21 protein-coding genes and 1 riboswitch are annotated in these 24,051 nt (G+C 39.5%); of the genes, 18 read left to right on the forward strand and 3 right to left on the reverse strand.

Features of this window, described 5'->3' with window-relative positions; genetic code table 11:
- Positions 1 to 124 precede the first annotated feature (124 nt).
- The 14 genes from NST12_RS05155 (at position 125) to NST12_RS05220 (ending at position 14,358) form a co-directional block, all read left to right on the forward strand.
- Positions 125 to 1,510, forward strand: coding sequence for an LLM class flavin-dependent oxidoreductase (locus tag NST12_RS05155; RefSeq protein WP_327796566.1), 1,386 nt, complete (start codon positions 125 to 127; stop codon positions 1,508 to 1,510).
- A gap of 197 nt (positions 1,511 to 1,707) precedes the next feature.
- Positions 1,708 to 2,889, forward strand: coding sequence for an acyl-CoA dehydrogenase family protein (locus NST12_RS05160; RefSeq protein ID WP_341100486.1), 1,182 nt, complete (start codon positions 1,708 to 1,710; stop codon positions 2,887 to 2,889).
- Between the two features lie 177 nt (positions 2,890 to 3,066).
- Complete coding sequence (locus NST12_RS05165; RefSeq protein WP_341100489.1) at positions 3,067 to 3,900, forward strand: MetQ/NlpA family ABC transporter substrate-binding protein; 834 nt, start codon at positions 3,067 to 3,069, stop codon at positions 3,898 to 3,900.
- A gap of 13 nt (positions 3,901 to 3,913) precedes the next feature.
- Positions 3,914 to 4,966 (forward strand): methionine ABC transporter ATP-binding protein, encoded by a 1,053-nt coding sequence (locus NST12_RS05170; protein ID WP_327796563.1) that lies wholly within the window; start codon positions 3,914 to 3,916, stop codon positions 4,964 to 4,966.
- Between the two features lie 59 nt (positions 4,967 to 5,025).
- Positions 5,026 to 5,628 carry a methionine ABC transporter permease gene (locus tag NST12_RS05175; protein WP_412677248.1) on the forward strand — a complete coding sequence of 201 codons (603 nt, stop codon included), beginning with the start codon at positions 5,026 to 5,028 and terminating at the stop codon, positions 5,626 to 5,628.
- A 355-nt stretch (positions 5,629 to 5,983) separates the two neighbouring features.
- Positions 5,984 to 6,178 (forward strand): YezD family protein, encoded by a 195-nt coding sequence (locus tag NST12_RS05180; RefSeq protein WP_048622960.1) that lies wholly within the window; start codon positions 5,984 to 5,986, stop codon positions 6,176 to 6,178.
- A gap of 135 nt (positions 6,179 to 6,313) precedes the next feature.
- Entirely contained in the window at positions 6,314 to 6,928 is a 615-nt protein-coding gene (locus NST12_RS05185) for a nitroreductase family protein (protein ID WP_048622961.1), read from the forward strand.
- Between the two features lie 207 nt (positions 6,929 to 7,135).
- Positions 7,136 to 7,241: riboswitch (TPP riboswitch) on the forward strand.
- A gap of 101 nt (positions 7,242 to 7,342) precedes the next feature.
- Entirely contained in the window at positions 7,343 to 8,638 is a 1,296-nt protein-coding gene (locus tag NST12_RS05190; RefSeq protein WP_327796562.1) for an acetylornithine deacetylase, read from the forward strand.
- Positions 8,638 to 9,315 (forward strand): thiaminase II, encoded by a 678-nt coding sequence (gene tenA / locus NST12_RS05195; protein ID WP_341100494.1) that lies wholly within the window; start codon positions 8,638 to 8,640, stop codon positions 9,313 to 9,315. The genes NST12_RS05190 and tenA overlap by 1 nt, the downstream gene beginning before the upstream one ends.
- Positions 9,316 to 9,933: 618 nt before the next feature.
- The gene (locus NST12_RS05200; RefSeq protein ID WP_341100497.1) at positions 9,934 to 10,707 is read left to right on the forward strand and encodes a Cof-type HAD-IIB family hydrolase; all 774 of its coding nucleotides are present in this window, start codon (positions 9,934 to 9,936) and stop codon (positions 10,705 to 10,707) included.
- 634 nt (positions 10,708 to 11,341) lie between these two features.
- Complete coding sequence (gene rpsN, locus NST12_RS05205; RefSeq protein ID WP_048622964.1) at positions 11,342 to 11,611, forward strand: 30S ribosomal protein S14; 270 nt, start codon at positions 11,342 to 11,344, stop codon at positions 11,609 to 11,611.
- A gap of 223 nt (positions 11,612 to 11,834) precedes the next feature.
- On the forward strand, positions 11,835 to 12,764 hold the full coding sequence (locus NST12_RS05210) for a metal ABC transporter substrate-binding protein (protein WP_341100499.1): 930 nt from the start codon (positions 11,835 to 11,837) through the stop codon (positions 12,762 to 12,764).
- A gap of 92 nt (positions 12,765 to 12,856) precedes the next feature.
- Positions 12,857 to 13,564: a metal ABC transporter ATP-binding protein gene (locus NST12_RS05215; RefSeq protein ID WP_341100502.1), complete on the forward strand. Its 708-nt coding sequence runs from the start codon at positions 12,857 to 12,859 to the stop codon at positions 13,562 to 13,564.
- Positions 13,510 to 14,358 carry an iron chelate uptake ABC transporter family permease subunit gene (locus tag NST12_RS05220; protein WP_327797594.1) on the forward strand — a complete coding sequence of 283 codons (849 nt, stop codon included), beginning with the start codon at positions 13,510 to 13,512 and terminating at the stop codon, positions 14,356 to 14,358. Before NST12_RS05215 ends, NST12_RS05220 begins: the two co-directional genes overlap by 55 nt.
- Before the next feature lie 214 nt (positions 14,359 to 14,572).
- Here the strand turns inward: NST12_RS05220 and NST12_RS05225 are convergent, their stop codons facing one another.
- The 3 genes from NST12_RS05225 to NST12_RS05235 form a co-directional block, all read right to left on the reverse strand.
- On the reverse strand, positions 14,573 to 15,934 hold the full coding sequence (locus NST12_RS05225) for an IS1182 family transposase (RefSeq protein WP_048622333.1): 1,362 nt from the start codon (positions 15,932 to 15,934) through the stop codon (positions 14,573 to 14,575).
- Positions 15,935 to 16,547: 613 nt separating this feature from the next.
- On the reverse strand, positions 16,548 to 18,074 hold the full coding sequence (locus NST12_RS05230; protein ID WP_341100505.1) for a solute symporter family protein: 1,527 nt from the start codon (positions 18,072 to 18,074) through the stop codon (positions 16,548 to 16,550).
- Positions 18,071 to 18,424, reverse strand: a complete 354-nt coding sequence (locus NST12_RS05235) for a DUF485 domain-containing protein (RefSeq protein ID WP_341100506.1) — start codon at positions 18,422 to 18,424, stop codon at positions 18,071 to 18,073. Before NST12_RS05235 ends, NST12_RS05230 begins: the two co-directional genes overlap by 4 nt.
- Before the next feature lie 357 nt (positions 18,425 to 18,781).
- Between NST12_RS05235 and NST12_RS05240 the strand changes: the two genes are divergently transcribed.
- From NST12_RS05240 to NST12_RS05255, 4 genes are all read left to right on the forward strand, one after another.
- The gene (locus tag NST12_RS05240) at positions 18,782 to 18,937 is read left to right on the forward strand and encodes a DUF1540 domain-containing protein (protein ID WP_082142263.1); all 156 of its coding nucleotides are present in this window, start codon (positions 18,782 to 18,784) and stop codon (positions 18,935 to 18,937) included.
- Between the two features lie 436 nt (positions 18,938 to 19,373).
- On the forward strand, positions 19,374 to 20,738 hold the full coding sequence (locus tag NST12_RS05245; protein WP_341100508.1) for an aspartate aminotransferase family protein: 1,365 nt from the start codon (positions 19,374 to 19,376) through the stop codon (positions 20,736 to 20,738).
- Between the two features lie 12 nt (positions 20,739 to 20,750).
- A complete protein-coding gene (locus NST12_RS05250; protein ID WP_341100511.1) occupies positions 20,751 to 22,298 on the forward strand; it encodes a pyridoxal phosphate-dependent decarboxylase family protein in 1,548 nt (515 codons plus the stop codon).
- Positions 22,249 to 24,051 (forward strand): IucA/IucC family protein, encoded by a 1,803-nt coding sequence (locus tag NST12_RS05255; protein WP_341100513.1) that lies wholly within the window; start codon positions 22,249 to 22,251, stop codon positions 24,049 to 24,051. Before NST12_RS05250 ends, NST12_RS05255 begins: the two co-directional genes overlap by 50 nt.

Raw genomic sequence — 24,051 nt, forward strand, 5'->3', positions numbered from 1 at the left:
ATAGGGGGTTTTCTTTTTTAAAAAGTGAAAACGTAGATGTCTTTCGTTTACGGAAATTTCAATTATTTTCTTCCTGCGGAAGTGTGGAAGCCGCTATACGACCTAGAAAGAAAGGGTGAAGAATATGGGGAAAAGGATTTATTTAAACGCTTTTGAGATGAATTGTGTTGTTCATCAGTCGCCGGGTTTATGGGCATATCCAGAAGACGAAGCGGATCGCTATAAAGATCTTGAGTATTGGGTAGAGCTTGCGAAATTACTTGAACGCGGAAAATTTGATGGTCTTTTTCTGGCCGATGTATTGGGGATCTATGATGTCTATCAAAATAGCAAAAATGCTTGTGTGCGCCAAGGAGCGCAAGTACCCGTAAATGACCCCATTCTACTTATTTCCGCTATGGCTTATGCGACGAAACATCTCGGGTTTGGCGTTACTTGTTCCACGACTTATGAACATCCGTATTCGTTCGCAAGGAGAATGTCGACTTTGGATCATCTCACAAACGGGCGCATCGCATGGAATATTGTTACGTCCTATCTAGACAGTGCAGCAAAGAACTTAGGCCTCGATGAACAACTTCATCATGCGCAAAGGTATGAAATAGCGGATGAATACATGGATGTTTGTTATAAGCTTTGGGAAGGAAGCTGGGAGGATGATGCGATTATAAAGGATACAAAGAATAAAATCTTTGCCGATCCTGATAAAGTACACGAGATTCATCATCAAGGCAAATATTTTCAAGTACCGGGAATCCATCTTTGTGAACCTTCCCCACAAAGAACTCCTATCCTTTATCAAGCTGGCGCGTCGACAAGAGGAAGGGAATTCGCGGCTAAACATGCTGAATGCATATTTGTTAGTTTTCCGAGTATAGAAACTGCGGCACCTTATGTAAAAGATATACGGGAACGAGCCAAAAAATATGGGCGTGATCCTAAGAATATCTTAATTTTTAATCTCTTCACCCCCATCGTCGGAAAGACAGAAGAAGAAGCATGGGAAAAATATAGTCGATTGTCCAAACATATTAGTTATGAAGGAGCTCTTGCGCTGCTTGGTGGATGGACCGGTATTGATTTTTCCAAATATGATCCGGATCAAAACATTGAATATGTTGAAACAAATGCCATTAAATCAGCGGTGGAAAAGTTCACGAAAGCCAATCCGAATAAAAAGTGGACAGTGCGCGAACTGGCAAATTTTGTTGGAATAGGGGGAATGGGACCTGTAGAAATAGGAACGCCTCAACAAATTGCAGATGCTCTGGAATATTGGACTGAAACGGCAGGAATCGATGGTTTTAATATTGCCTATGCTACTACGCCAGGAACATTTAAAGATTTTGTGGATCTTGTTGTGCCTGAACTACAAAAACGGGGTCTTTTTAAAACCGAATATGAGGAAGGAACCTATCGGGAAAAGTTGTTTGGAAAAGGACAGGCACGCTTAAAAGATGAGCATCCAGGTGCGGCTTATCGAACAGTTTTTTCGCAATCGAAAAAGTAAGGAAAAGATCGTTTCATCCACAATCCCTGCAATGTGTCTGCACTAATCTTTTAAACTAGCAATGTGGCTTTGCAAAACAACTTTATCGTTAAAAAAAAGAAATCTTAATCTTCTGATAACAAATCGCGTGAACGGTTGAATACATTTCATTAGATCGAATTTTCAAAAGTAATGATGGGTTAAAGGAGCGAGATAACATGGATGCTGTTGTAAAAGATTCCAATATCTATTTAGAAAAGGCGAATTTACTTGCACAGGAGTTTGCGAAAGATGCGGTGGAACGTGATAAAGCAGGGGGAACACCAAAAGTTCAAAGAGACAAAATTAGAGAAAGTGGTTTATTGAAATTGCTTATTCCAAAAGAATATGGAGGAGAAGGGCAACCGTGGTCTACAGTACTTCGAATCGTCAGAGAATGGGCAAAAGTTGATGCGTCGATTGCTCATTTGTACGGATATCACTTTTTAGCTTTAGTGAGAGCTCATTTAAAAGGCACGCCGGAACAAAAGGAATATTATTATACGATTACAGCAAAGAACAACTACTTTTGGGGAAATTCGTCCAATCCATTGCAACGAACGGTCATTGGTAAACGGGTTGGAAATCAAGTGATTATTAATGGACAAAAAAATTTCAGCTCGGGATCACCGGATTCTGATTTTCTCTTAATTTCTTGGAGCGATCAGGACACAAATGAATATTTTAATGGAATCATTCCCACTTCTCGAAAAGGGGTCACTGTTCATGATGATTGGGACAGTATAGGCCAACGTCAGACAGGCAGTGGAACTGTTAGCTTTGAAGATGTGATAGTGGAAAATCATGAAATACTAGGCACCTCCGATTCCGCAAATAGCGTTTTTGCCACCATCAATCCGATTCTGTCCCAAAGCATTTTAGCCAATGTATTTGTAGGAAGTGCAGAGGGAGCTGTAGCAGATGCAAAACAATATACTTTAACTAAATCACGACCTTGGTATACCTCTGGAGTGGAAAAAGCATCCGAGGATCCGTCTACACTTCGCCAGTATGGCGATTTTTGGGTTGAAATCCAATCAGCTGCAAGCTTGGTGGAAAAAGCTGCAAATAAATTGGATGAAATATGGGAAAAGGAATTCTTCTTGTCGGAAGAAGAACGGGGGGAATGTGCCATTCTAGTGGCTGCAGCAAATGTTCTCAGCGGGAGAGTAGGTTTGGATATTAGCAGTCGAATTTTTGAAGTGACAGGGGCGCGATCTACCGCCTCTAAATATGGATTGGATCGTTTTTGGCGCAACATACGAACCCATACGCTTCATAACCCTGTTGAATACAAACTGCGCAACATTGGAAACTGGGTGCTGCATCAAGAATACCCCAAAGCAGGTTTTTATTCATAACAACGAAATAGGATAGATTGTTATCATGCAGAGATGGATTTTCTAAAAAATAGAATCGATCGTCATAAAACGAATGGAAAAATCTTGACAGTAATGTCAGGATGACGTAAATAGTCGTTTTTTTGTAGAAAGAATCATTTTTAGGGGAGTTTAGGTCGTTTTGGAAGGAGAGAGACAATGAAGAAGCAGGGATTGTCAGTTTTAATGGTAGCAATTTTACTGTTTTCACTTGCGGGCTGCAGTGTGAATACCACCACTAATGGAAGCAAGAAAGATATCATCAAAGTCGGTGTAACTGCAGGCCCATTTGAGGAGATTACCAACAAAGTAAAAGAAGTAGCCAAAAAACAGGGAATGAATATTGAACCTGTTGTTTTCAACGATTATATGACGCCCAATCGAGCACTGACAGCAGGAGAAATCGATGTGAATGTTTACCAAAACATTCCTTTTTTGAAACAATATAATCATGATCATAACACTCATATCGTTCCAGTCGGGAAAACGGTGGCGATGCTTATGGGGATTTATTCTAAAAAATACAAGAGTGTTCAGGATATTCCGGATGGAGCTACAGTAGGACTTCAAAATGATCCAGTCAACAGATCGCGGGCTCTTCATGTTTATCAACAGGCGGGACTCATTACATTAAAGCCCGGAACAGATGAGGATAAAGCAACCGTACAGGATATTGAAAAAAATCCGAAGCACCTGAAATTTAAAGAATTAGAAGCTGGTCTCTTGGCACGTACATTAGATAGCCTTGATGCCTCGACTATTAATGGAAATTACGCTTTACAAGCAGGATATGAACCAAAAAAAGATTCTATTTTTTTAGAAAATGACGATAAATATGTAAATGTTGTAGCAACAAATAAGAAAGATAAAAATAATCCTGCTTACAAAAAGTTGGTTCAGTTATACAATTCCGACGAAGTCAAGAAGTTCATCAAAGAAAAATATAAAGGCGTGGTCATTACTTTTAATAAACCCTTTGAATTAAATGATTAGAGGAGTGCAAGTTATGATCCAACTCACTAACGTTTATAAAAAGTTTCAAGTAGGAAAAAAAGAAATTGAAGCTCTGAAAGGAGTCACCATTCATGTCAATAAAGGAGAAATTTTCGGGGTAATCGGCTATAGCGGCGCAGGAAAGAGTACATTGCTTCGCATCATGAATCTTTTGGAAAGACCTACAAGCGGAAACGTCGTCGTAAATGGAGAAAACCTTTTAGATTTAAGTGATCGGCAATTAAGATATTCCCGAAAGAAAATAGGGGTTATATTCCAGAACTTCAACTTGCTTTCTTCTTTTAACGTATTTGACAATGTTGCAGAAATTTTGCGCATGAATCGCATACCAAAACAGAAGATCATAAAGAAAGTGAATGACTTGCTTGAACTGGTGGGATTGGAAGATAAGGCAAGAGAATATCCCTCGCAATTATCAGGGGGACAAAAACAAAGGGTAGCCATTGCTCGTGCGTTAGCCATGGATCCGGAAATCTTGTTATGTGATGAAGCTACATCCGCTCTTGATCCGCAAACAACGGAATCGATTCTTGACTTACTTCTTACGATCAATCAAAAAATGGGATTAACTATCGTGCTTATTACACATGAAATGGAAGTGATCAAAAAAATTTGTGACCGGGTAGCTGTAATGGAAAAAGGAGAAGTCATTGAGCAAGGAAGTGTTCTTGATATTTTTAGCAGGCCGAAGCGGCAGGCAACCAAAAACTTCATTCGGACGGTTTTTGATGAGGAAGTTCCGTGGGATATCATCACAAAAATAGAGGCATATGGGCCTTGTTCGAAAATATTGCGTGTGTCTTTTCGAGAAGACGCTGCTCTTGATCCGGTGCTGGGAACCATAGCTGCCCAATATCCTATTACACTCAATATATTATATGGTTCTATCACCCATATCAAAGGCACGCCTCTTGGAATTTTGTTGCTTGCCATTTCCGGTGATGAGGAGGCCGTATCCCGGGCCATCGATGATCTTAAACAGAGGGTATATCATGTGGAAATTAAATCCGAAATGAGTGCCGAATTAGAGGTGATGTCCAAGTGATTCAGAGACTGTTAGACTTGACTCCATTATTTACTCAATCTTTGTATGAAACAATCATCATGGTGGTCTTTTCACTCGTGATTTCAACTATTATCGGGGTTCCTCTTGGGGTTTTGCTAGTCATAACACGGCCCAATCATATTAAACCAAACAAATGGCTATTTTATAGCTTAAATACGATCATTAATATTGTTCGTTCACTCCCGTTTATTATCTTAATTGTAGCGATTATTCCATTTACTGAAATGATTGTGGGTTCAGCTATTGGAATTCGAGGGGCAATTGTACCTCTCATCGTTTATACAGCTCCTTATATAGCAAGACTGACTGAAACGGCTTTGCTTGAAGTGGATTTTGGAGTGATTGAAGCCTATTTGGCAATGGGAGCATCATGGATGCAAATCGTCTTTCGAGTTCTAATACGTGAAGCAAGATCCGGAATTTTGCTTTGTTTGACTATTGCGTTGATTAGTTTAATAGGAGCGACGGCGATGGCAGGTGCTGTCGGCGCAGGTGGATTAGGCGACCTTGCCCTGCGCTACGGTTATCAACAGTGGGATTTGCCTGTTATGATGGTTACCGTTGTAATATTAATTTTTATGGTGCAACTCATTCAATCATTAGGGAACTGGGCGGCCAAAAAATTGAAGAAAAATACATGATGATTTCAAGAAGTATGGATCTTGGCGGGAATATAATGATAAGTTTTCTTTGATTATGGCAGCCTTTGATTTATTAAGTTTTGGCTTTTTCCCAATCATAAAAGCGTATGCTTATGCTGTAAGAATCAAATTGGCCATCTAGTCATTTTATAGATGTTTTCATACTTCCTAAAGCAAACGGATCGTTAGAAGATTCTATTATCTCAATTGAATTTGCGAAAGAACGCCCGCAAGACTTTGGTTATTCGACAACGGTGTATTCTTAAGAGAAAAATGAATGTTTTCACTTTTATTGCGTTAAAACATAGTTAATTAATAAGAATAATAGAATTTATAATGAATGAGGAGGAACCTTATGTCTACTTATAACGATTCAAAGCTAAACGAAATTCTTGCAGCAATTAATAATTTAGATTATGGATCCATATTAATTACGATACATGAAGGAGAGATTACCCAATTGGATATTACGGAGAAAAAGAGATTTCCTCTTACAAAAAATCGAGTCACTGATATTCAAAAATCAGCCTCTAAAAGATCATTCCGGTAAAAATTTTTTATCGAACCTTAAGCCTTTTAAGCACGGATAGGCCGACTGAAAGAATAGACAGTTTATAACTGCTTTAGAACGAAACAGAAACGAAGATTCGTAATCATCATTTAAATTTGAAAAGGGGTATATTAAATGAGTTTAACTGTAAATCCTGTCGAACAGCTATACAATGAAGTGAAAGAATTTCGAAAAGCTGCGCATTCCGTTAATCCTTTATTTTTAAATCGATGGTCTCCTCGCGCATTTTCCGATCGGAAAGTTTCTGATGAAGATTTGTATAGTGTACTTGAAGCGGCTCATTGGGCTCCTTCTTCCTATAATGACCAGCCTTGGCGTTTTATTGTGGCGAAAACATCTGAGCAATTAACAACTTTCCACCAATTTCTTCATCCTTTTAATCGAACTTGGGCAGAAAAGGCTCCCGTTCTTGTTCTAGTTGCTTCAAACAAACAAAGAGAGAATGGTGATCCTAATGGTGCACATGCGTTCGACACTGGCGCTGCTTGGGGATATTTAGCAATTCAGGCCACTTTGCTCGGTCTTGTAACACATGCCATTGGAGGATTTGATCGAGAGGAGGCTCGCAGATTGTTAAATATTCCGCAAAATTTTGATCTACATGCCGTGATTGCTATTGGTTATCAAGGCGAAAAAGAAATACTTGATGAAAACTTGCAGAAGCGTGAAAATCCAAATACGAGAAAACCTTTAAAAGAATTGGTTTTTGAAGGGAAAGTGAGCTCGTAAAATTCTTAAGATGAAGGGTTTCTATAATCCATTTCAGTGTGGATTTCATTCTAAATCAGAGTAGAGTTTGCTTATTGGAAAAATATTGGGGCTGCTAGGTCATACGAATCCTCCTGTGCAATTGAACAAGTAGTCTTGATATGTTAAAATGAACAAAAATAGTCATTATTACGATTTTCGGAAAAATTTTTATAAAATCGAATCGTTATACACCACTAGGGGTGCTTTTGAAAAGCTGAGAGAGGCATAATGGCCTTAACCCTTATCACCTGAACTAGGTAATACTAGCGTAGGGAAGCGGTGTTGTCGTCATCTTTTTCGAAAGACATGCTTTGTTTTTCGATTGGATGATGCCGCCGCCACTTCTTTGAACAAGAAGTGGTTTTTTTATGCATATAAGGGGGAGAGTATTCGGTGAGCCAAAATTTACATCGGATTGTTGAACAAGTCGATCAACGAAAACAAGAATTGATTGATCTATTGAAAAAGCTTATTTCTTTTAGAACTCCTGCCCCGCCGGCCAGAAATACAAAAGAAGCGCAATCATTTGTGGCAGAATTCTTGAAGAACCTAGGTTTTAAGATTGATATGTGGGATGTTTATCCCGGTGATCCTAATGTGGTGGGAGTTTTAAAAGGAAGGGACTCCCCAAATTATAAGAGTCTGATTGTAAATGGTCATATTGACGTCGCAGAAGTGGATGAAAATGAGGACTGGGAAGTGAATCCTTTTAAACCAGTAGCGAAAGACGGAGTAGTAGTGGGGCGTGGTGCTGCAGATATGAAGGGCGGGCTAGCCGGAGCACTGTTTGCTATTCAAATGCTTCGTGAAGCAGAGATTGAATTGCCAGGGGATCTCATCTTTCAATCGGTTATTGGGGAGGAAGTAGGCGAAGCAGGAACGCTGCAATGCTGTAAACGCGGGTACAAGGCTGATTTTGCAGTTGTTGTAGATACAAGCGACTTACATATTCAAGGACAAGGCGGTGTTATTACCGGCTGGATCACTGTTAAAAGTAAAGAAACGTTTCACGATGCAATGAGAAGAAACATGATCCATGCCGGTGGGAGATTGTTTGGTGCAAACGCGATTGAAAAAATGATGAAAGTAATAGAGGGGTTACAGGAGCTGGAACGTCATTGGGCCGTAACGAAAAGTTATCCGGGATTCCCTCCGGGATCCAATACCATTAACCCGGCAGTGATTGAGGGCGGAAGACATGCCGCTTTTATTGCGGATGAATGCCGATTATGGATCACGGTCCATTATTATCCGAATGAATCTTATGAAGAGGTTGCAAAAGAAATCGAGGAGCATCTAAAAATGGTAGCTCAAGGAGATGTGTGGTTAAGAGAAAATCCCCCCACTTTTAAATGGGGAGGCACTTCCATGATTGAAGATCGCGGTGAAATTTTTCCATCGCTGGAAGTGGATCCTACGCATCCCGGAGTACAATTGTTAGCCCGTTCGCACCAAGACGTTTGTAAAACCGATCCTATCATAGATGTGTCCCAAACAGTCACTGACGGTGGATGGCTAGGTGAAGCCGGTATTTCTACAGCGATTTATGGACCGGGTGATTTGCACAACGCTCATGCTGTGAATGAACATCTATCGATTGATCAATTGGTCGATTATACGAAAGTCATGTTGACCTTTATTTATCAATGGTGTCATACGAAATCCGATGGACAAAAGGAGTGGCTATGATGAAATTTAGTAAAAGATTATACGAAAAAATACAACCTATTTGGAGAAAGAATCATTCTCATCCCTTTGTACAGGAAATGGGGGATGGCTCTCTTGATCCAAGAAAATTTCGATTTTATATGATTCAAGATTACCTATACTTGATTCAATATTCAAAATTATTTGCATTGGGTGCTGTTAAGGCTGATGATGTAGAAACAATGGGGAAATTTTCAGCGCTTTTGCACTCCACCATCAATGAGGAGATGTCTCTTCATCGCCAATATGCGAAACGATTTGACATTAGCGAAGAGGAGCTTGAAAAAGCCAAACCTTCTTCCACTACGCTGGCTTATACGCATTATATGCTGCATGTCGGCCAAAATGGTACGCTTGCGGAACTTGTATCCGCTATACTTCCTTGTATGTGGAGCTATTGGGAGATTGGAAAAGAATTAAGCCGTTTGCCGGGGGCAAGTGATCATGAACTTTATGGAGAATGGATTCAAATGTACAGCACGGAAGAATTTGGAGAACTCGCTCAATGGTGCATCCATCTTCTCGATGATCTTGCAGAAGGAAAACAAGAATCAGAACTTGCGAGACTGGAAGAAATTTTCTTGAACACGACTCGATTTGAATACATGTTTTGGGAGATGGCTTACAACGAAGAAATGTGGCCAACTGAACGGGAATGATAAAGTACTGACGACTTGCCGGAATATCATAAAACCCTCACGCTGTGCGATGAGTACTATTTTATATATGAAATAGATGGTGTAAAAAATTTTATGGATTATGCCGAAAATGATAGCTGAAATGACAGCTATAGATATCCCGAACGATGATTGGTGTTGATGAAAGTTGACGTTTCAAAGGATTTTTTCGTTTTAGAACGCATTCAGCAAACCATTTCCAGCCTCCCGGGAAAAGCGGGAGGTTTATAGGTAAAGAAAAGTTTTAAATATGAAGGAGATCTTCAATACAGTGGCGAATATGTTGGATAGGCTTAGAGGAACCTTACCCAAGTCATTTTTCATGCGTATAATGACATTGAATCCTCCTCATCATCAAAATGATAAAGCATTTATTAAACTCTTTTTATAGGCATCTGCTTAAAATGGAAGGTTACATACATACAAGTCCTGTACGGGCAATTTTGTGTCGTGTTTGGACATTCTTGCTGCGTTCTTGTTATAAAATGAATGGAAGGAGCTTCTGTTCGCAGGATGATTGAATTTAGCCATGAAAATGGTCAGATAATTCGTGATTGGTGAAAAAGTGCCATTTTCAAAAAATACGTAGGGAGAGAAACTATGTCTTATAAAATCGTCTTTTTCGATATTGACGGCACATTAGTCAATAAAGATTCGACCATACCTCTTGACACAAAAGAGGCCATTCGAAAGCTGAAAGAGCGAAACATTGAAGTGTCTTTTGCGACTGGTAGAGCCCCATTTCATTTTCGTCATATTGCTGAAGAATTAGGAATTGATTCTTTTGTAAGCTTTAACGGTTCGTACGTTGTATATAAAGGGAAAGTCATCTTTGAAAAACCGATTCATCCCGCCAGTTTGGAACAATTGGAGCAATATTCCCATCGGTTCAACCATCCCATCGTTTATTTGAGCCATAAAGAATGCTATGCGAACAAAAAACAGCATCCCCATGTAGTCGAAAGTTTTCAATTTCTCAAGCTGGAGTCGCCTGGTTTCCAACCGCATTATTGGAAGGATACTAGTATCTATCAAGCATTGCTCTATTGCCAAGAACATGAAGAGATTCATTACCTTGAGAAATTTAACGATCTTTCTTTTATTCGTTGGCATCCGTTGTCGATGGATGTGCTTCCTTCCGATTTATCGAAGGCAAAAGGGATTGCAGCTATGCTGCAGCACTTGAAACTATCCCCTGATGATGCGGTAGCATTCGGAGACGGTTTAAACGATAAAGAAATGCTTTCTTATGTTGGGATGGGCATTGCGATGGGAAACGCCAATGAAGAGGTAAAGCCTTTTGCTGATTTCACGACCAAGCACGTGAATGATGGGGGTATTCGATACGGGCTGGAGTATTTAGAGCTGATTTAACGGTACGATGAGTTCAATCGGTGTGTGTTTCTTACCATTTTATAGGGGAATATTGAACGGCTTTTTTGTCAGACGCTATACATTGCCCTCTAAAGAAGCAATTTTTTTCAGAAGAAAAGGGTTCAAACTAAAAAAATACTTACAGTTTAAAGCAGAATTCGATCTGGTTTTTAAAATGACGGCTTGTCGACAAAGTCAAAATTGCTTGACAGTCTGCAAGCCTTTTATTATTGGTTAATTCACAATGAATAAAAGTTTTATCTTAAACGTGTCATTGTTTCCTTGTAAGAATCATGATGTTGTTTTCCATTAGGCTATTCAATAGCCAAGACGTTTCAATAATAAGAGGGAAGACATTTTCTCTGTTGTCTTTGCGTTTGTATGCGTAAAAATCTTTCTTGAGAATATATTGTAATGGCAGCAAAGTTCGTTTATAATACGTTATAAATCGTAATCATTACGATTTATAACAAAAAGGAGGGATTCAATGCACTGGTTCTGAAACGATCATTATGTATGTATACTTTCATAATAAGCAAATAAGCAGCTTATCTAGTAAATCGTAATGATTATAATTATCAATTGATGAATGTTGGATGATGAAAAGGCTTATTTTTTTAAAAGGATGAAAAAAATGGCTAAAAAATCAAAGATCGTAAAAGAAAAAAAACGTCAAGAAATGGTTGAGAAATATGCCGCCCTGCGCAAGGAATTAAAGGAAAAAGGAGATTATGAGGCATTGCGAAAGTTACCGCGTGATTCATCTCCAACGCGATTGAGAAATCGATGCGAAATAACTGGGCGGCCACGTGGATACTTAAGAAAATTTAAAATGTCCCGCATTGCTTTTCGTGAGTATGCTCATAAAGGTCAGATTCCGGGCGTGAAAAAATCAAGCTGGTAATTTTCTTTGGTTCAATGGACTAAGATTTAGAAGTGAAAACATTTTTGCAATGAATAATCGTGTTCTTTTCTTTTTCAAGAAAGTAAAAGAATGGAGATTAGAACTTTTACTTGACTACACTATAGTTCTAATAGTATTATTCTAACACGACAAAATCGTAATCATTTTGATTTGCAAATATCCATTCCGTTTAAGATAAATCAATAAAAAAGGAGAAAAGAGGATGAAACGCTTCCGATTCATGGTTTTCTTGTCATTGCTGATGTGTTCATTAGCGATTGCAGGATGCAGCAACAATGAAAGCCGAACTAATTCGAAAGATTCTAAGCTACATATTGCGACTACATTCTACCCTATGTATGAATTTACGAAAAACATTACAAAAGACAAAGCGCAAGTAGATCTTTTAATTCCTGCCAATGTGGAGCCGCATGATTGGGACCCATCTCCTAAAGATATCGAAAAAATTCAAAAATCAGACCTGCTGATTTATAACAGCCCTGAGCTGGAAACATGGGCTCCTGATCTCCAAAAAAGTATAAATAATGTAAAATTTGTGAATGCTAGTAAAGGGATTTCTTTGATAAAAGGGGCTAAAGAGGAAGAAGAAGGAGATAAAGGATCTCATTTAGATCCTCACGTATGGCTGGATCCGGTATTAGCTCAAAAAGAAGTGGAAAACATTACGAAAGCCATTGTGGCAAAAGATCCTGAACATAAAGCCTATTACGAAAAAAACAGTCAAGCATACATTCAGCAACTGAAACAACTTGATCATTTATACCGCACGACACTTGAAAAAGCACCAAAAAAGGAATTTATTACACAACATACTGCTTTTAGTTATTTAGCTAAAGAGTATGGGCTGAAACAAGTTCCCATTTCGGGACTTACTCCTGAACAAGAGCCTAGTCCGGCACGATTAGCGGAACTCAAAAAATTTGCCCAGAAGCATCAGGTGAAAATCATTTATTTTGAAGAGATTGCTTCACCTAAAGTAGCTCAGACTTTGGCGAATGAGGTAGGTGCGAAAACGGAGGTATTAAGTCCTTTAGAAGGTTTAACCAAAGAAGAGCAAGATAAAGGTCTTAATTATGTGAAAATCATGAAAAGAAATCTAGACTCTTTGAAAAAATCATTAATGAATCCATAATTTTGTGCAGAAGTCATTAATTTTATAAGTGTGCGTCTTTGAAAAATAGGCGCCCACTTTTTATTTGTTCTATAGGAAAGGGGGAGAAGCTGTTGAAATTAGTATCTTTAGATCATGTTGTATTTGGATATTCGCATACTCCCGTTTTAAATGGAGTGTCCTTTGAGATTCATAGCGGGGAATTTGTAGGAATTACAGGACCAAATGGAGCTTCTAAATCAACGATGCTGCGTGTGATGCTAGGTTTGCTAAAGCCTTGGGAAGGAACGGTTACCATCAGCAAACAAAATATTCAAGGAAAACGATTAACCATCGGATATGTGCCTCAACAAATCGCCTCTTTTAATGTTGGTTTTCCAAGCACCGTATTAGAGTTAGTTCAATCGGGAAGGTTTCGACGCGGGAAGTGGTTAAAGAGATTGAGTCAAACCGATCATAAAAAAGTAGAAAATGCGTTAAAAATGGTGGGAATGTGGGAATTTCGCCATCATAAAATCGGGGATTTATCAGGTGGTCAAAAACAAAAAATTTGTATTGCACGAGTATTGGCATCTGATCCGGATTTACTCGTATTGGATGAACCTACAACAGGAATGGACTATGAAAGCCGGAAAGGTTTTTATAAATTTATGCATCACCAAGTCAAACAACATCATCGCACGGTCATTATGGTGACTCATGAGCAGAATGAAGTAGAACCGTATTTAGATAAAATCATCCATTTAGAAAGGGGAGAGCAAGGCGGATGGAAATGTTTAACCTGGAATTCATGCAACGGGCGTTTTGGGCTGGCGGATTAATTGCCATTATCGCTCCAATGCTCGGAGTTTTCCTTGTTTTAAGGAGACAAGCTTTAATGGCTGATACATTATCTCATATTTCTCTAGCCGGGGTAGCCATTGGATATTTCATCCATTCGCCTATTATACTGTCCAGTATTTTAGTCGTTATCGCAGGAGCCATTGGAATTGAATATATGAGGAGGGCGTATCGAACCTACTCAGAAGTATCCATCGCTATTTTAATGGCAGCAGGTTTGTCATTCGCTTTGTTCCTGTTAAGCTTGACAGAAGGCGGAATGACCACAAATATTGAACAATATTTGTTTGGCTCGATTGTGACCATTACGGATCGGCAGTTATATGAAATGATAGGAGTCACAATACTCTTGTTGCTTTATTTTCTTTTTTTAAGAAGGCCTTTATATTTGCTTACATTCGATGAAGATACTGCTTTCACCAGTGGGGTGAATACGAACCTTTTATCGCTGTCTTTTAGCGTTATGACAGGATTGTGCATTTCAATTATTATCCCCATGGTTGGAGTGCTTCTAGTCTCAGCACTATTGGTTCTGCCCGCTGCTTTTGCTATCAGAATGGCAAAGGGATTTAAAATGGTGTTCATCACAGCGATTGCAGTAGCAGGAATCAGCATCTTTTCCGGACTTATTTCATCCTATAAGCTGGGGACTCCACCCGGGGCGACGATTACATTATTGCTTGTTGTCATTTTATTGGTTGGATTTGTGATTCAAAAATTATTATTACAAATGAAGAGATTCATAACACATCAACCTAAAAATATGGATTCCTGATATTCCTAGAACAAAATGAATTCATTAGGCTCTTTCCAACTTTTTCTGTTCAAATATTTGATTTATCAAGTATTGTATGTGTCAAGGAGCTTAAGCAAGAACTCTTGCTTAAGCTCAGAGTGTAGACAAAAGGCATCCGAATGTGCGCTTTCGGATGCCTTTTGTCACTTTTATGCTTTCAAATGTTTGGAATAGACCCCTCCAGGGGTCTATTTTATGTTATTGCTGGACTTTTCCATGTCCAGCAAGCCATCTTTTTCAAATTCATTGCAGCAAAAGTTAGCATCGCCTGCATGGACAATTTTTTTAGACCTCTTAAGGTTGTCCAACGCATACCATGCTTTTCCTTTGCATCAGCAAAAACACGTTCAATGGTTTCTTTCCGTCTTGCATAAATGCTCTTATTCTCTTGTGTATGCCGAAGATGATCAGCTTCCTCTAAATAAAATTCCCATACATGTCGCTGAATCAGTTTTTTATGCTCCTTACTTTGGGTGCACTTCGAAAGGAATGGACAATCTTTACACTGGACTGGATCAGAAAAATATTGACGATAGCCTTCCTTCGTCGTAGTTGCATATTTTAACACTTGTCCTTGCGGACAAAGATAACAATCGTAGTATTCATCGTAAACATACTCATGTTTTTTGAAATAACCATCCTTTGTACGAGGGCGAGTATAAGGTAAAGCAGGGGTCATATCATTTTCAAATATGTATTGGGCAACGGCGGGAGTTTTATATCCAGCGTCAGCAGCAACTACAACCGGTTTTCCATGTTTTTCTATGACTTTTTCAAGAAGTGGCTCCAATACGGAACTGTCATGAATATTCCCTGGCGTTACAATAGCCCCCAAAACAAAGCCATTTCGATCCGCAGCAGCATGGAATGAGTAAGCAAACTGTTTTGTTCGCTCGTCTTTTACGTAGTAACCACTTTCCGGATCAGTGGTACTTTCTTTTATTTCTTTATATTCTTCTTTCCCAAATTTATCTGGAGGAAATGGCTTTTTTCCATGTGCTTCTCGATCAGCATTTATCTCATCTTGTAGACGTGCTTGATAGGCTTTCGTTTCTTTTCGAACCACTTTCTTCTCAAATTTATGCTTATTCGCACTCGCTTTGACATGAGTAGAATCAATAAAGACATGCTCACTGCTTATCAGCTTCTTATCTGCAGCTTCTTTCAAAATGCGATAGAATATCTGTTCAAATAAGTCTGTATCCTTAAAGCGTCGCTCGTAGTTTTTCCCAAACGTTGAAAAGTGAGGTACCTTATCATAAAAACCAAATCCAAGAAACCAACGGTAAGCCAGATTCGTTTCGATTTCCTCTATAGTTTTTCGCATGGAACGAATACCGAAGGTATATTGGATGAAAGCCATTTTAATCAATACAACTGGATCAATACTTGGTCGACCTCTTTCCGATGAATACATGTCTTGAACAAGCGAATAGATAAATGAAAAATCAATAGCAGCGTCGATTTTACGAACCAAATGATCTGCAGGTACAAGTTGGTCTAAAGCTATCATTTCTATTTGATCACGATTCATCTGTGTATTTTTTGTTAGCACTTCATCCACCTCAATTCATTACGGTATCTTAATTATACAAAAAAAGACTGTCGGCAAATCCGGTTTTTTCGGATTTGTCGACAGTCTGAGCTTAAGCAAGAACTCTTGCTTAAGCTTTTATACTTTATGCTCGCATTCTGCCTGGCTATCTCTTTTGATTAGAAGCGATGCAGCGAATTTCTTCCCCATTGTTTTGTCTTATTTTGTTCAGTACTTAGCCTCATCGTAAAATCAATCCGCTTTTTCATGGAATTTTGAATTTTGATATAATGAATCACATCATTCCATCTTTTCGATGAGTCCATAAGCACTATTTGTATGAAACGCAGAAATGAAAGTATATCCTCCGAAATTTGTTCATTCTATCAAAATGACTGGACCATCTTTTAATCAGGGAAGAGTCATGTAAAAATCGTACCGCACGCAACCCTATTCTTTATTGCTTGCTTCAGGTCGATTCAAGTATAGAGAAAAGAAGAGGGTTGCGTGTTTTCTTTTTACCAAGATATAGATCCGTTTGAAAATAGACTTCCCGAAAGCAAAGGAAGAAATGCCGCAAAACGGGAACAGCTTCTGGTGACGGATTGATGACTTTTCTATAGATGAAAGAAAATTATTTTAAGCCTGTATTGGCTTTGACCGTCACTTCAGCGAATTTTTTGTCATCTCGTTTTGGCGACAAAACGGTACCTAAATAAGCTCCTAAAAATCCGATTGGCACGGATATGATGGCAGGATTGGTTAATGAAATAAGCGGTTTTCCGACTATAATCGCGGTGCCTGGTTCCGGGGCAATCACGTTTGGACTTATGATGACGAGTATAAGGGATGAAGCCAGACCCGAAAGCATTCCTGTAATGGCTCCTGCCGTATTAAACTTTTTCCAGTAAATCGTAAATAGAATGACGGGCAAGTTGGCGCTGGCTGCCACGCAAAATGCTAATGAAACGAGAAAGGCCACATTCATTTTTTGGGCAAATAAAGCTAAAATGATGGATAATGCAGCGACGGAAATACAAGAATAACGAGCAGCTGACACTTGTTGTTTTTCCGTTATGTTTCCTTTTTTGATAATCTGCCCGTAAATATCATGTGCAAAAGCAGAGGCCCCCGATAAAACGAGCCCCGCTACAACCGCTAAAATCGTTGCAAAAGCGACGGCAGATACGAAAGACATGAGGAAGTCTCCGCCCAACACTTGCGCCAGCAACGGAGCGGCCATATTCCCCGCTGCGTTCGCTTGAATGATTTTTTCGGACCCGACAAAGGCAGCGGCGCCGAAGCCAAGAAAGATGGTCAAAATGTAAAACAATCCCACGACCCATGTGGCCACAGCGACAGAACTGCGGGCCGTTTTTGCGTCCTTTACGGTGAAGAAGCGCATTAAAATATGAGGAAGGCCTGCTGTTCCAAGAACTAATGCCAGCGTAATCGAAATCGTATCGATCGGATCTTTATATTTAATTCCAGGATGCAAAAAGTTTTCGCCATGAGGTGTAGCGTTTTTAACTTCAGTAAACATATTGAACAGATTAAAATGAAATTTCATTAAAACTAAGAAAGAAATAATGACCGTTCCAAGCATTAACAAGGCGGCTTTGATGATTTGCACCCAGCTTGTGGCGGTCATTCCGCCGAACAGCACGTAAATTGTCATCATGATGCCGACAATTAAAACGGCGATCCAATAATCAATGCCGAGCAATAATTGGATGAGTGCTCCCGCTCCGACAAGTTGAGCGATCATATAAAAGATCACAATGGCAATGGTGTTGATGGCCGCAACTGCGCGGATTTTCTTTTGGTCGAACCTAGCGGTAATCATGTCTGCCAAAGTATATTTTCCAAGGTTTCTCAATGGCTCCGCCACGACGTACAGAACAACTAAATAGGCAACAAGATAGCCAATACTGTAGAAAAACCCGTCAAATCCGTTTAAGGCAATCGCTCCAGCAATTCCCAAAAAGGATGCGGCAGACAAGTAGTCGCCCGCAATCGCCAAACCGTTTTGCCAGCCGTTGAGTCCGCCGCCGGCTGTATAAAACTCGCTAGCTGTTTTGGTTCTCTTCGCTGCCCAGTACGTAATCATAAGGGTAATGCCTACAATAATAACAAATAAAATAAATGCCGTTATACTCATACGTTACTCTCCTTGTTTTTATATTCTTCCAAAATGTTTCCTGCCATATCATCGAATTTGTTTGCCTTTTTGACATATACCGTACAAAGCGTCCAAGTCATGATAAATTGAGCAAAGGCGAAAATCCAAGCCCAAGAAATATCGCCGATGGCATAGTGGTTTAACACTTTAGTGAATGAGGTCAGAAAAGGAAGCGCAAAGTAAAAAACGAGAAAGAATACTGTGAGTGGTACAAGAAGTTTTCTTTTTGATGAAACAAGATGTTGAAATGGTTCGCTGGCAGCGATTTTTTCGTGGTCGATCGTTGTGCTTTCAGGCGGGGATGATGATTGCAACTCTTTGTTTTCCATATTCGTCACTCCTTTATAAATGATTCAGTTCTGAAATCGCTTACATTTATCAGAACCATGAGTTTATTTTAAAAAAACAATGGTCCATACGCAATATATTTTTAGAAAATTTTGATAATTTAAATGGGTATTATCATTCTTAGCCGCTATGCTTTAAATTTTCTGGGGCAAGGAGTACTTTAGTAAAATTCGAAATAAGCACCTACTCATGGATTGGGGAAAAACTCAACGAGGCCTTTTATATGATAAGGAAACCTTTTTGACATTTCTTGTATGCATCACAAAATAATGAGGACAAAAAATAAGTATCGATAACCGAAAAACGGCGAATCATAACCATTAGGGAGGGATACTAATATGGCTCAAGATGTTCTTTGTGAAGTTCATAATTGTAAATATTGGAGCAATGGAAACAAATGCAGTGCAGATACTATTTATGTGGTCAGTCACAAAGGAAAACAGGCATCGAGTACTGAAGAAACAGATTGTAAAACATTTAGACCAGAAGCTTAATTTGCTAAAGGGTAGCCAATATTTGGTTACCCTTTATTGTTTTTAGATGATTTACATTCGAATTTGAATCATTCATTTCTTATTTTATGGCTTTTATCCCATCATATGGAATTCATTTTCTCATTCCATTATTGGAAGAGGACAAGAGTAGGTACTTTGTCATTCAATTCTATTAATGGATGAAGGGTTAGAGAGTGAAGCTTGAAAACAACAGAAACTAAGAAAAATTAAAAGATTTAAAACCTTTTTAAATAATATACCCTTTTTTCTAATTTAGGAAAAAATTATCATTTTTTCAAAAAGATATTGACTATGATAATCATTATCAATTAAGATAATACTTGCAATCGATAATGAAAATCATTCTCAATATATGAATGGAAACCCCTCTTTCTGTTATGAATGGAGAATGAGAAAAATAAAGGAGTGGTGAAGGATGAAAGCACCTGTTTTTACACAAATAGGAAATCAAGACCTATTGGCGATGCAAGAAAAAAGAGAATCGAATGCCAGGTCATATCCAAGAAGACTCCCTCTTGCGATTAAAAGAGCTGAAGGCATTTATATAACAGATATGAACGGCAAGCAGTACATTGATTGTTTGGCAGGTGCGGGTACGCTGGCATTGGGTCACAATCATGAAGTGATTCGAGAAGCCATTGAAAAAGTCCTGCAAGCGTATGTACCATTACATACGCTTGACCTAACCACACCAATTAAAGAAGCCTTTATTGATGAACTATTTGCTTCTTTACCTTCTTCGTTTGCTGAAAAGTCAAAAATCCATTTTTGTGGACCAACGGGAGCTGATGCAGTCGAAGCTGCTTTGAAACTGGTGAAAACAGCAACGGGAAATCGAACGATATTATCATTCCAAGGAGGGTATCACGGTTCGACTCATGGAACGTTGAGTATCTCCGGAACGACAAATCCTAAAAAGAAGATTCACGCGCTTGTTACTGATACTCATTTTCTTCCGTATCCGTATGCATATCGCTGCCCGTTTGGCATAGGAGCGGAAGGACACCGTATCAGCAGCACATACATTGAACATTTATTAGACGATCCAGAAAGTGGAATCGTTTCTCCGGCAGGAATTATTGTGGAAGTGGTTCAAGGAGAGGGAGGTTCGATTCCAGCCCCGATCGAATGGCTCAGAGAACTTCGACGAATCACTAAAGAATGTAATATTCCTCTTATCATTGATGAAGTGCAAACGGGGATCGGTCGAACGGGAAAAATGTTTGCTTTTGAACATGCAGGAATCGAACCGGACGTTCTTGTTTTATCCAAAGCCATCGGAGGAAGTTTGCCTTTATCCGTCGTTCTTTATGACAGAAGTCTTGATAAATGGGAGCCGGGAGCCCATATCGGAACGTTTCGCGGAAACCAAATGGCAATGGCAACGGGAAAATCTACTATACAGTTTGTGAAAGAACATCACTTGCCAGAGCATGCTCATGAATTAGGACAATATGCCATGGGGCAATTAAAACAAATGCAAAAACAAGTTTCTTCCATCGGTGATGTAAGAGGCAGGGGTCTTATGATCGGGATTGAAATCATTGATCCGACCAAACAACCAAATGCGATCGGAAGTTACCCTGCCCATCCAGAGCTTGCCAAGAAGATTCAGCAAGAATGTTTTAACCGCGGGTTGATTTTGGAAGTTGGGGGTCGTTTGAGCTCCGTCATTCGACTGTTGCCGCCGTTAATTATTTCAAAAGAACAAATCGGTGATGTGTTGCAGCGGTTTTATGAAGCCGTAATAAATGCTGAATCTTATTTTGGATTGCGCTAGAAGGTGATGGGCATGAATTCCAATTTTCAAAAATGGTTTCTTCATCCTGACGGTAAAAGCGAGAAAACCTATCGCTTACTCATGGATGAGATCATGACATTAATATGTGAACAAACGAAAAAGGCGAAAAAGCCGTTTTCCGGGACAAGCTGTTTGGAGATAGAGGAAAAAGTGAAGGAGGCGCTCCACATTCCAATCGCCGGCCAAGAAGTAGCGAAAGTGATGGCGGAAATTCAAGACGTTATTGTGGGAGATTCGTTATGGATTTCCCATCCTTCCGCTATGGCACACCTGCATTGTCCCCCTTTGCTTCCATCGATTGCGGCAGAAACGATGATTGGAGCGTTAAATCAGTCGATGGATTCATGGGATCAAAGCCCCTCTGCTACTTATGTGGAAGAGGCGCTTGTGAAATTTTTTACTCGAAAAATTGGCTATTCTCATGAAGCTGATGGTGTGTTTACAAGCGGGGGCACTCAATCTAATTATATGGGATTGCTGCTTGCTCGGAATAAAGCATGTGAAACGTACTTCAAGGTGAATGCCCATCAAAAGGGTTTGCCTTATGAAGCAAATAAGCTGCGCATCCTTTGCTCGGAGCATGCTCATTTTACTGTGCAGCAGTCGGCCGCACAGCTTGGATTGGGAGCGAATGCCGTAGTGACAGTATCGACAGATGATCAGCAGAAGCTGTCCATAGATGATGCGAGGGACAAACTGAAAAAGCTTCGTCGAGAAGGATTGATTCCTTTTATGATAGTAGCGACAGCAGGGACAACAGATTTTGGAAGCATTGATAGTATAAGTGAGACGGCACGATTGGCAAAGGACGAAGGATTATGGCTTCATGTCGATGCCGCCTATGGCGGAGCGCTTCTCTTTTCTCATCAATATCGGTCTTTATTAGATGGATTGCATTTGGCTGATTCGATCACCATCGATTTTCATAAGTTATACTATCAATCCATCAGCTGCGGTGCTTTTTTTGTGAAAAATAAGCAAGATTTTCACCGTATTGCTTATCATGCGGATTATTTGAATCCTGAGGAAGATCAGGAAAAAGGGATGATCCACCTTGTTGAAAAAAGTGTTCAGACAACGAGGCGTTTCGACGCTTTGAAATTATGGATGACTTTCAAATTATTAGGGACCGATCTCTTGGGGCAGATGATTGATTATACGATTGATTTAGCGAAAGAAACGGCATCGCTCATGAAAAAAGATCCTTGTTTTGAAGTGCCGGTCCATCCGGAAATGAATGCCATTCTGTTCCGCTATTTACCGTCACGTACGGAAGACCGAAAGTATGTGGATGAAATGAACCGTAAGATCCAGCAAGCCCTTTACGAAAACGGCGAGTTCATTATAGCCAAAACAAAACAAAATGGAAAACTATATTTAAAATGTACGATGCTTAATCCGCTTAATACGATCGATCATATGAAGAAACATATAGAACGGATGAAGAGATTGGGAGAAAAAATAGAGAAAGAGCAAGGAGAGAAAAGGCATGAATATTCCATTCATTACGAGCCACATTACGATGCAAAACTTAATTAATTGTTATGTAAAAGAGACGGGAAGAGGGGAATGGAAGCATCCGGATGACATTCCTGTTCAAGTCCAAATACCAGATGTTGCCTATGTATTAGTACTTTCTTTTGGTCAGCAGTCTGTTACAGTATATGTTCCTGTTCAGTATAAGTCGCCAACAGGCCGCCACCTCTATTCATCTCCTATTTATTATCAATTGAGAGATGGGGAAATGGAAGAACTCGACTATGTCACATTGGCTTTGTTGATTCAAAAAGAATGCAGACTCGAATCGGACAAGCCCATTCATTCAGACGAACTGATCCTTCGTATCCTTTTAAGCTATCAGAATATGAAAACCATTCTTACAGAAAGAAAGGAGGATATAGAAGAATGCTATCAAAAAGAAAAAACCTACCTCCAATCGGAACAGTCATTGATCGTCGGACACCAGCTCCATCCGACGCCGAAAAGCCGACAAGGAATCGATGAAGATGAAGAGCATATCTTTGCTCCTGAACGAAAAGGAGCTTTTCAGCTTCATTATTTTCGAATTGTGAATGAACTGGTGGAAGAAGATTCTGTATTGGCAAAAAAGGCATCCACTCTTATTAAAGAAGAACTGTTGTATGATCCTTTGGTTTCAAAAGCTTTTAAAGAAAAATATTGTCAGAAAGATGGTTTTTCTCTTATACCAGTTCACCCGCTTCAGGCAAGGAAGCTTTTGGGGAATGAATATGTGTGTGACCTGATCCAATCAGGGAAAATGGCTTATCTTGGACCTCATGGAAGAAAATATTATCCAACTTCTTCCGTACGAACTGTATACCACCCAGAGGCAAAGTTCATGTATAAATTTTCGATTCCGGTGAAAATCACCAATTCGTTGCGTATTAATAAGCGAAAAGAGCTGCATCGCGGGGTGGAAGTGAGTCGTTTGCTTCACGGAGAGATTCGTGAACAATTACAAGAACAGCACCCTTCGTTTCGCATTATTGAAGATCCTGCTTATATTTCGTTAAAATCCGATTCTTATGAAACTGGATTCGAAGTCGTCATTCGTGATAATCCATTTCAAGAAGGAAATGAACTTCGGACTACTTTATTAGCGGCGTTATGTCAAGACCATATTACAGGAGGACGTTCCCATCTAACCAACATCATTTTGGACATTGCACATCGAGAAGGGACTTCCGTTGCGGAAGTGAGCGAGGAGTGGTTTGCTCGTTATTTAGAGATCAGTTTGCGGCCTCTTTACTGGTTATACGAAACGTATGGGATTGCCTTAGAAGCCCATCAGCAAAACTCCATCGTCAAACTGGACGAAGAAGGTTATCCATCCACTTTCTATTATCGCGATAACCAAGGCTATTATTTTATGAGATCAAAAGCGGAAGCTCTTAAAAAACTGGTTGGCACTTTAAACGAAAAAAGCGACACAGTATGCGACGATGCTATTGCAAAGGAGCGTTTTTGCTACTACGTATTGTTTAATCATTTATTTGGTTTAATCAACGCGTTCGGAGTGAACCGTTTAATAGATGAAAACCGTTTGTTGATCATGGTTAAAGAAGAGTTGAATCAATTAAAAGCTCAACTGGGTGATCGTACGAATTTGATAGAATCTCTGCTAACGGAAAGAGAGCTGCCGAGCAAGGGGAACTTACTGACAAGAGTGCATGATATGGACGAGCTTGTAGGGTCTCTTGCATCGCAATCCGTTTATGTTCGAGTACCTAATCCAATCGTTGCTGCGGTGGGTGAATGGCATGAAGTGTAA

Origin of the sequence: Bacillus sp. FSL W8-1127 (assembly GCF_038006725.1) — a bacterium.
Classification (GTDB): Bacteria; Bacillota; Bacilli; order Bacillales; family DSM-4216; genus Bacillus_O; species Bacillus_O smithii.

Coding starts and splice junctions, on each gene's coding strand:
- NST12_RS05170 (WP_327796563.1), top strand. CDS start 3,914: ATGATCCAACTCACTAACGTTTATAAAAAGTTTCAAGTAGGAAAAAAA.
- NST12_RS05180 (WP_048622960.1), top strand. CDS start 5,984: ATGTCTACTTATAACGATTCAAAGCTAAACGAAATTCTTGCAGCAATT.
- NST12_RS05255 (WP_341100513.1), top strand. CDS start 22,249: ATGAATATTCCATTCATTACGAGCCACATTACGATGCAAAACTTAATT.
- NST12_RS05240 (WP_082142263.1), top strand. CDS start 18,782: ATGGCTCAAGATGTTCTTTGTGAAGTTCATAATTGTAAATATTGGAGC.
- NST12_RS05155 (WP_327796566.1), top strand. CDS start 125: ATGGGGAAAAGGATTTATTTAAACGCTTTTGAGATGAATTGTGTTGTT.
- NST12_RS05230 (WP_341100505.1), bottom strand. CDS start 18,074: ATGAGTATAACGGCATTTATTTTATTTGTTATTATTGTAGGCATTACC.
- NST12_RS05160 (WP_341100486.1), top strand. CDS start 1,708: ATGGATGCTGTTGTAAAAGATTCCAATATCTATTTAGAAAAGGCGAAT.
- NST12_RS05245 (WP_341100508.1), top strand. CDS start 19,374: ATGAAAGCACCTGTTTTTACACAAATAGGAAATCAAGACCTATTGGCG.
- NST12_RS05165 (WP_341100489.1), top strand. CDS start 3,067: ATGAAGAAGCAGGGATTGTCAGTTTTAATGGTAGCAATTTTACTGTTT.
- NST12_RS05210 (WP_341100499.1), top strand. CDS start 11,835: ATGAAACGCTTCCGATTCATGGTTTTCTTGTCATTGCTGATGTGTTCA.
- NST12_RS05185 (WP_048622961.1), top strand. CDS start 6,314: ATGAGTTTAACTGTAAATCCTGTCGAACAGCTATACAATGAAGTGAAA.
- NST12_RS05220 (WP_327797594.1), top strand. CDS start 13,510: ATGGAAATGTTTAACCTGGAATTCATGCAACGGGCGTTTTGGGCTGGC.
- NST12_RS05175 (WP_412677248.1), top strand. CDS start 5,026: ATGGTGGTCTTTTCACTCGTGATTTCAACTATTATCGGGGTTCCTCTT.
- NST12_RS05250 (WP_341100511.1), top strand. CDS start 20,751: ATGAATTCCAATTTTCAAAAATGGTTTCTTCATCCTGACGGTAAAAGC.
- NST12_RS05200 (WP_341100497.1), top strand. CDS start 9,934: ATGTCTTATAAAATCGTCTTTTTCGATATTGACGGCACATTAGTCAAT.
- tenA (WP_341100494.1), top strand. CDS start 8,638: ATGAAATTTAGTAAAAGATTATACGAAAAAATACAACCTATTTGGAGA.
- rpsN (WP_048622964.1), top strand. CDS start 11,342: ATGGCTAAAAAATCAAAGATCGTAAAAGAAAAAAAACGTCAAGAAATG.
- NST12_RS05235 (WP_341100506.1), bottom strand. CDS start 18,424: ATGGAAAACAAAGAGTTGCAATCATCATCCCCGCCTGAAAGCACAACG.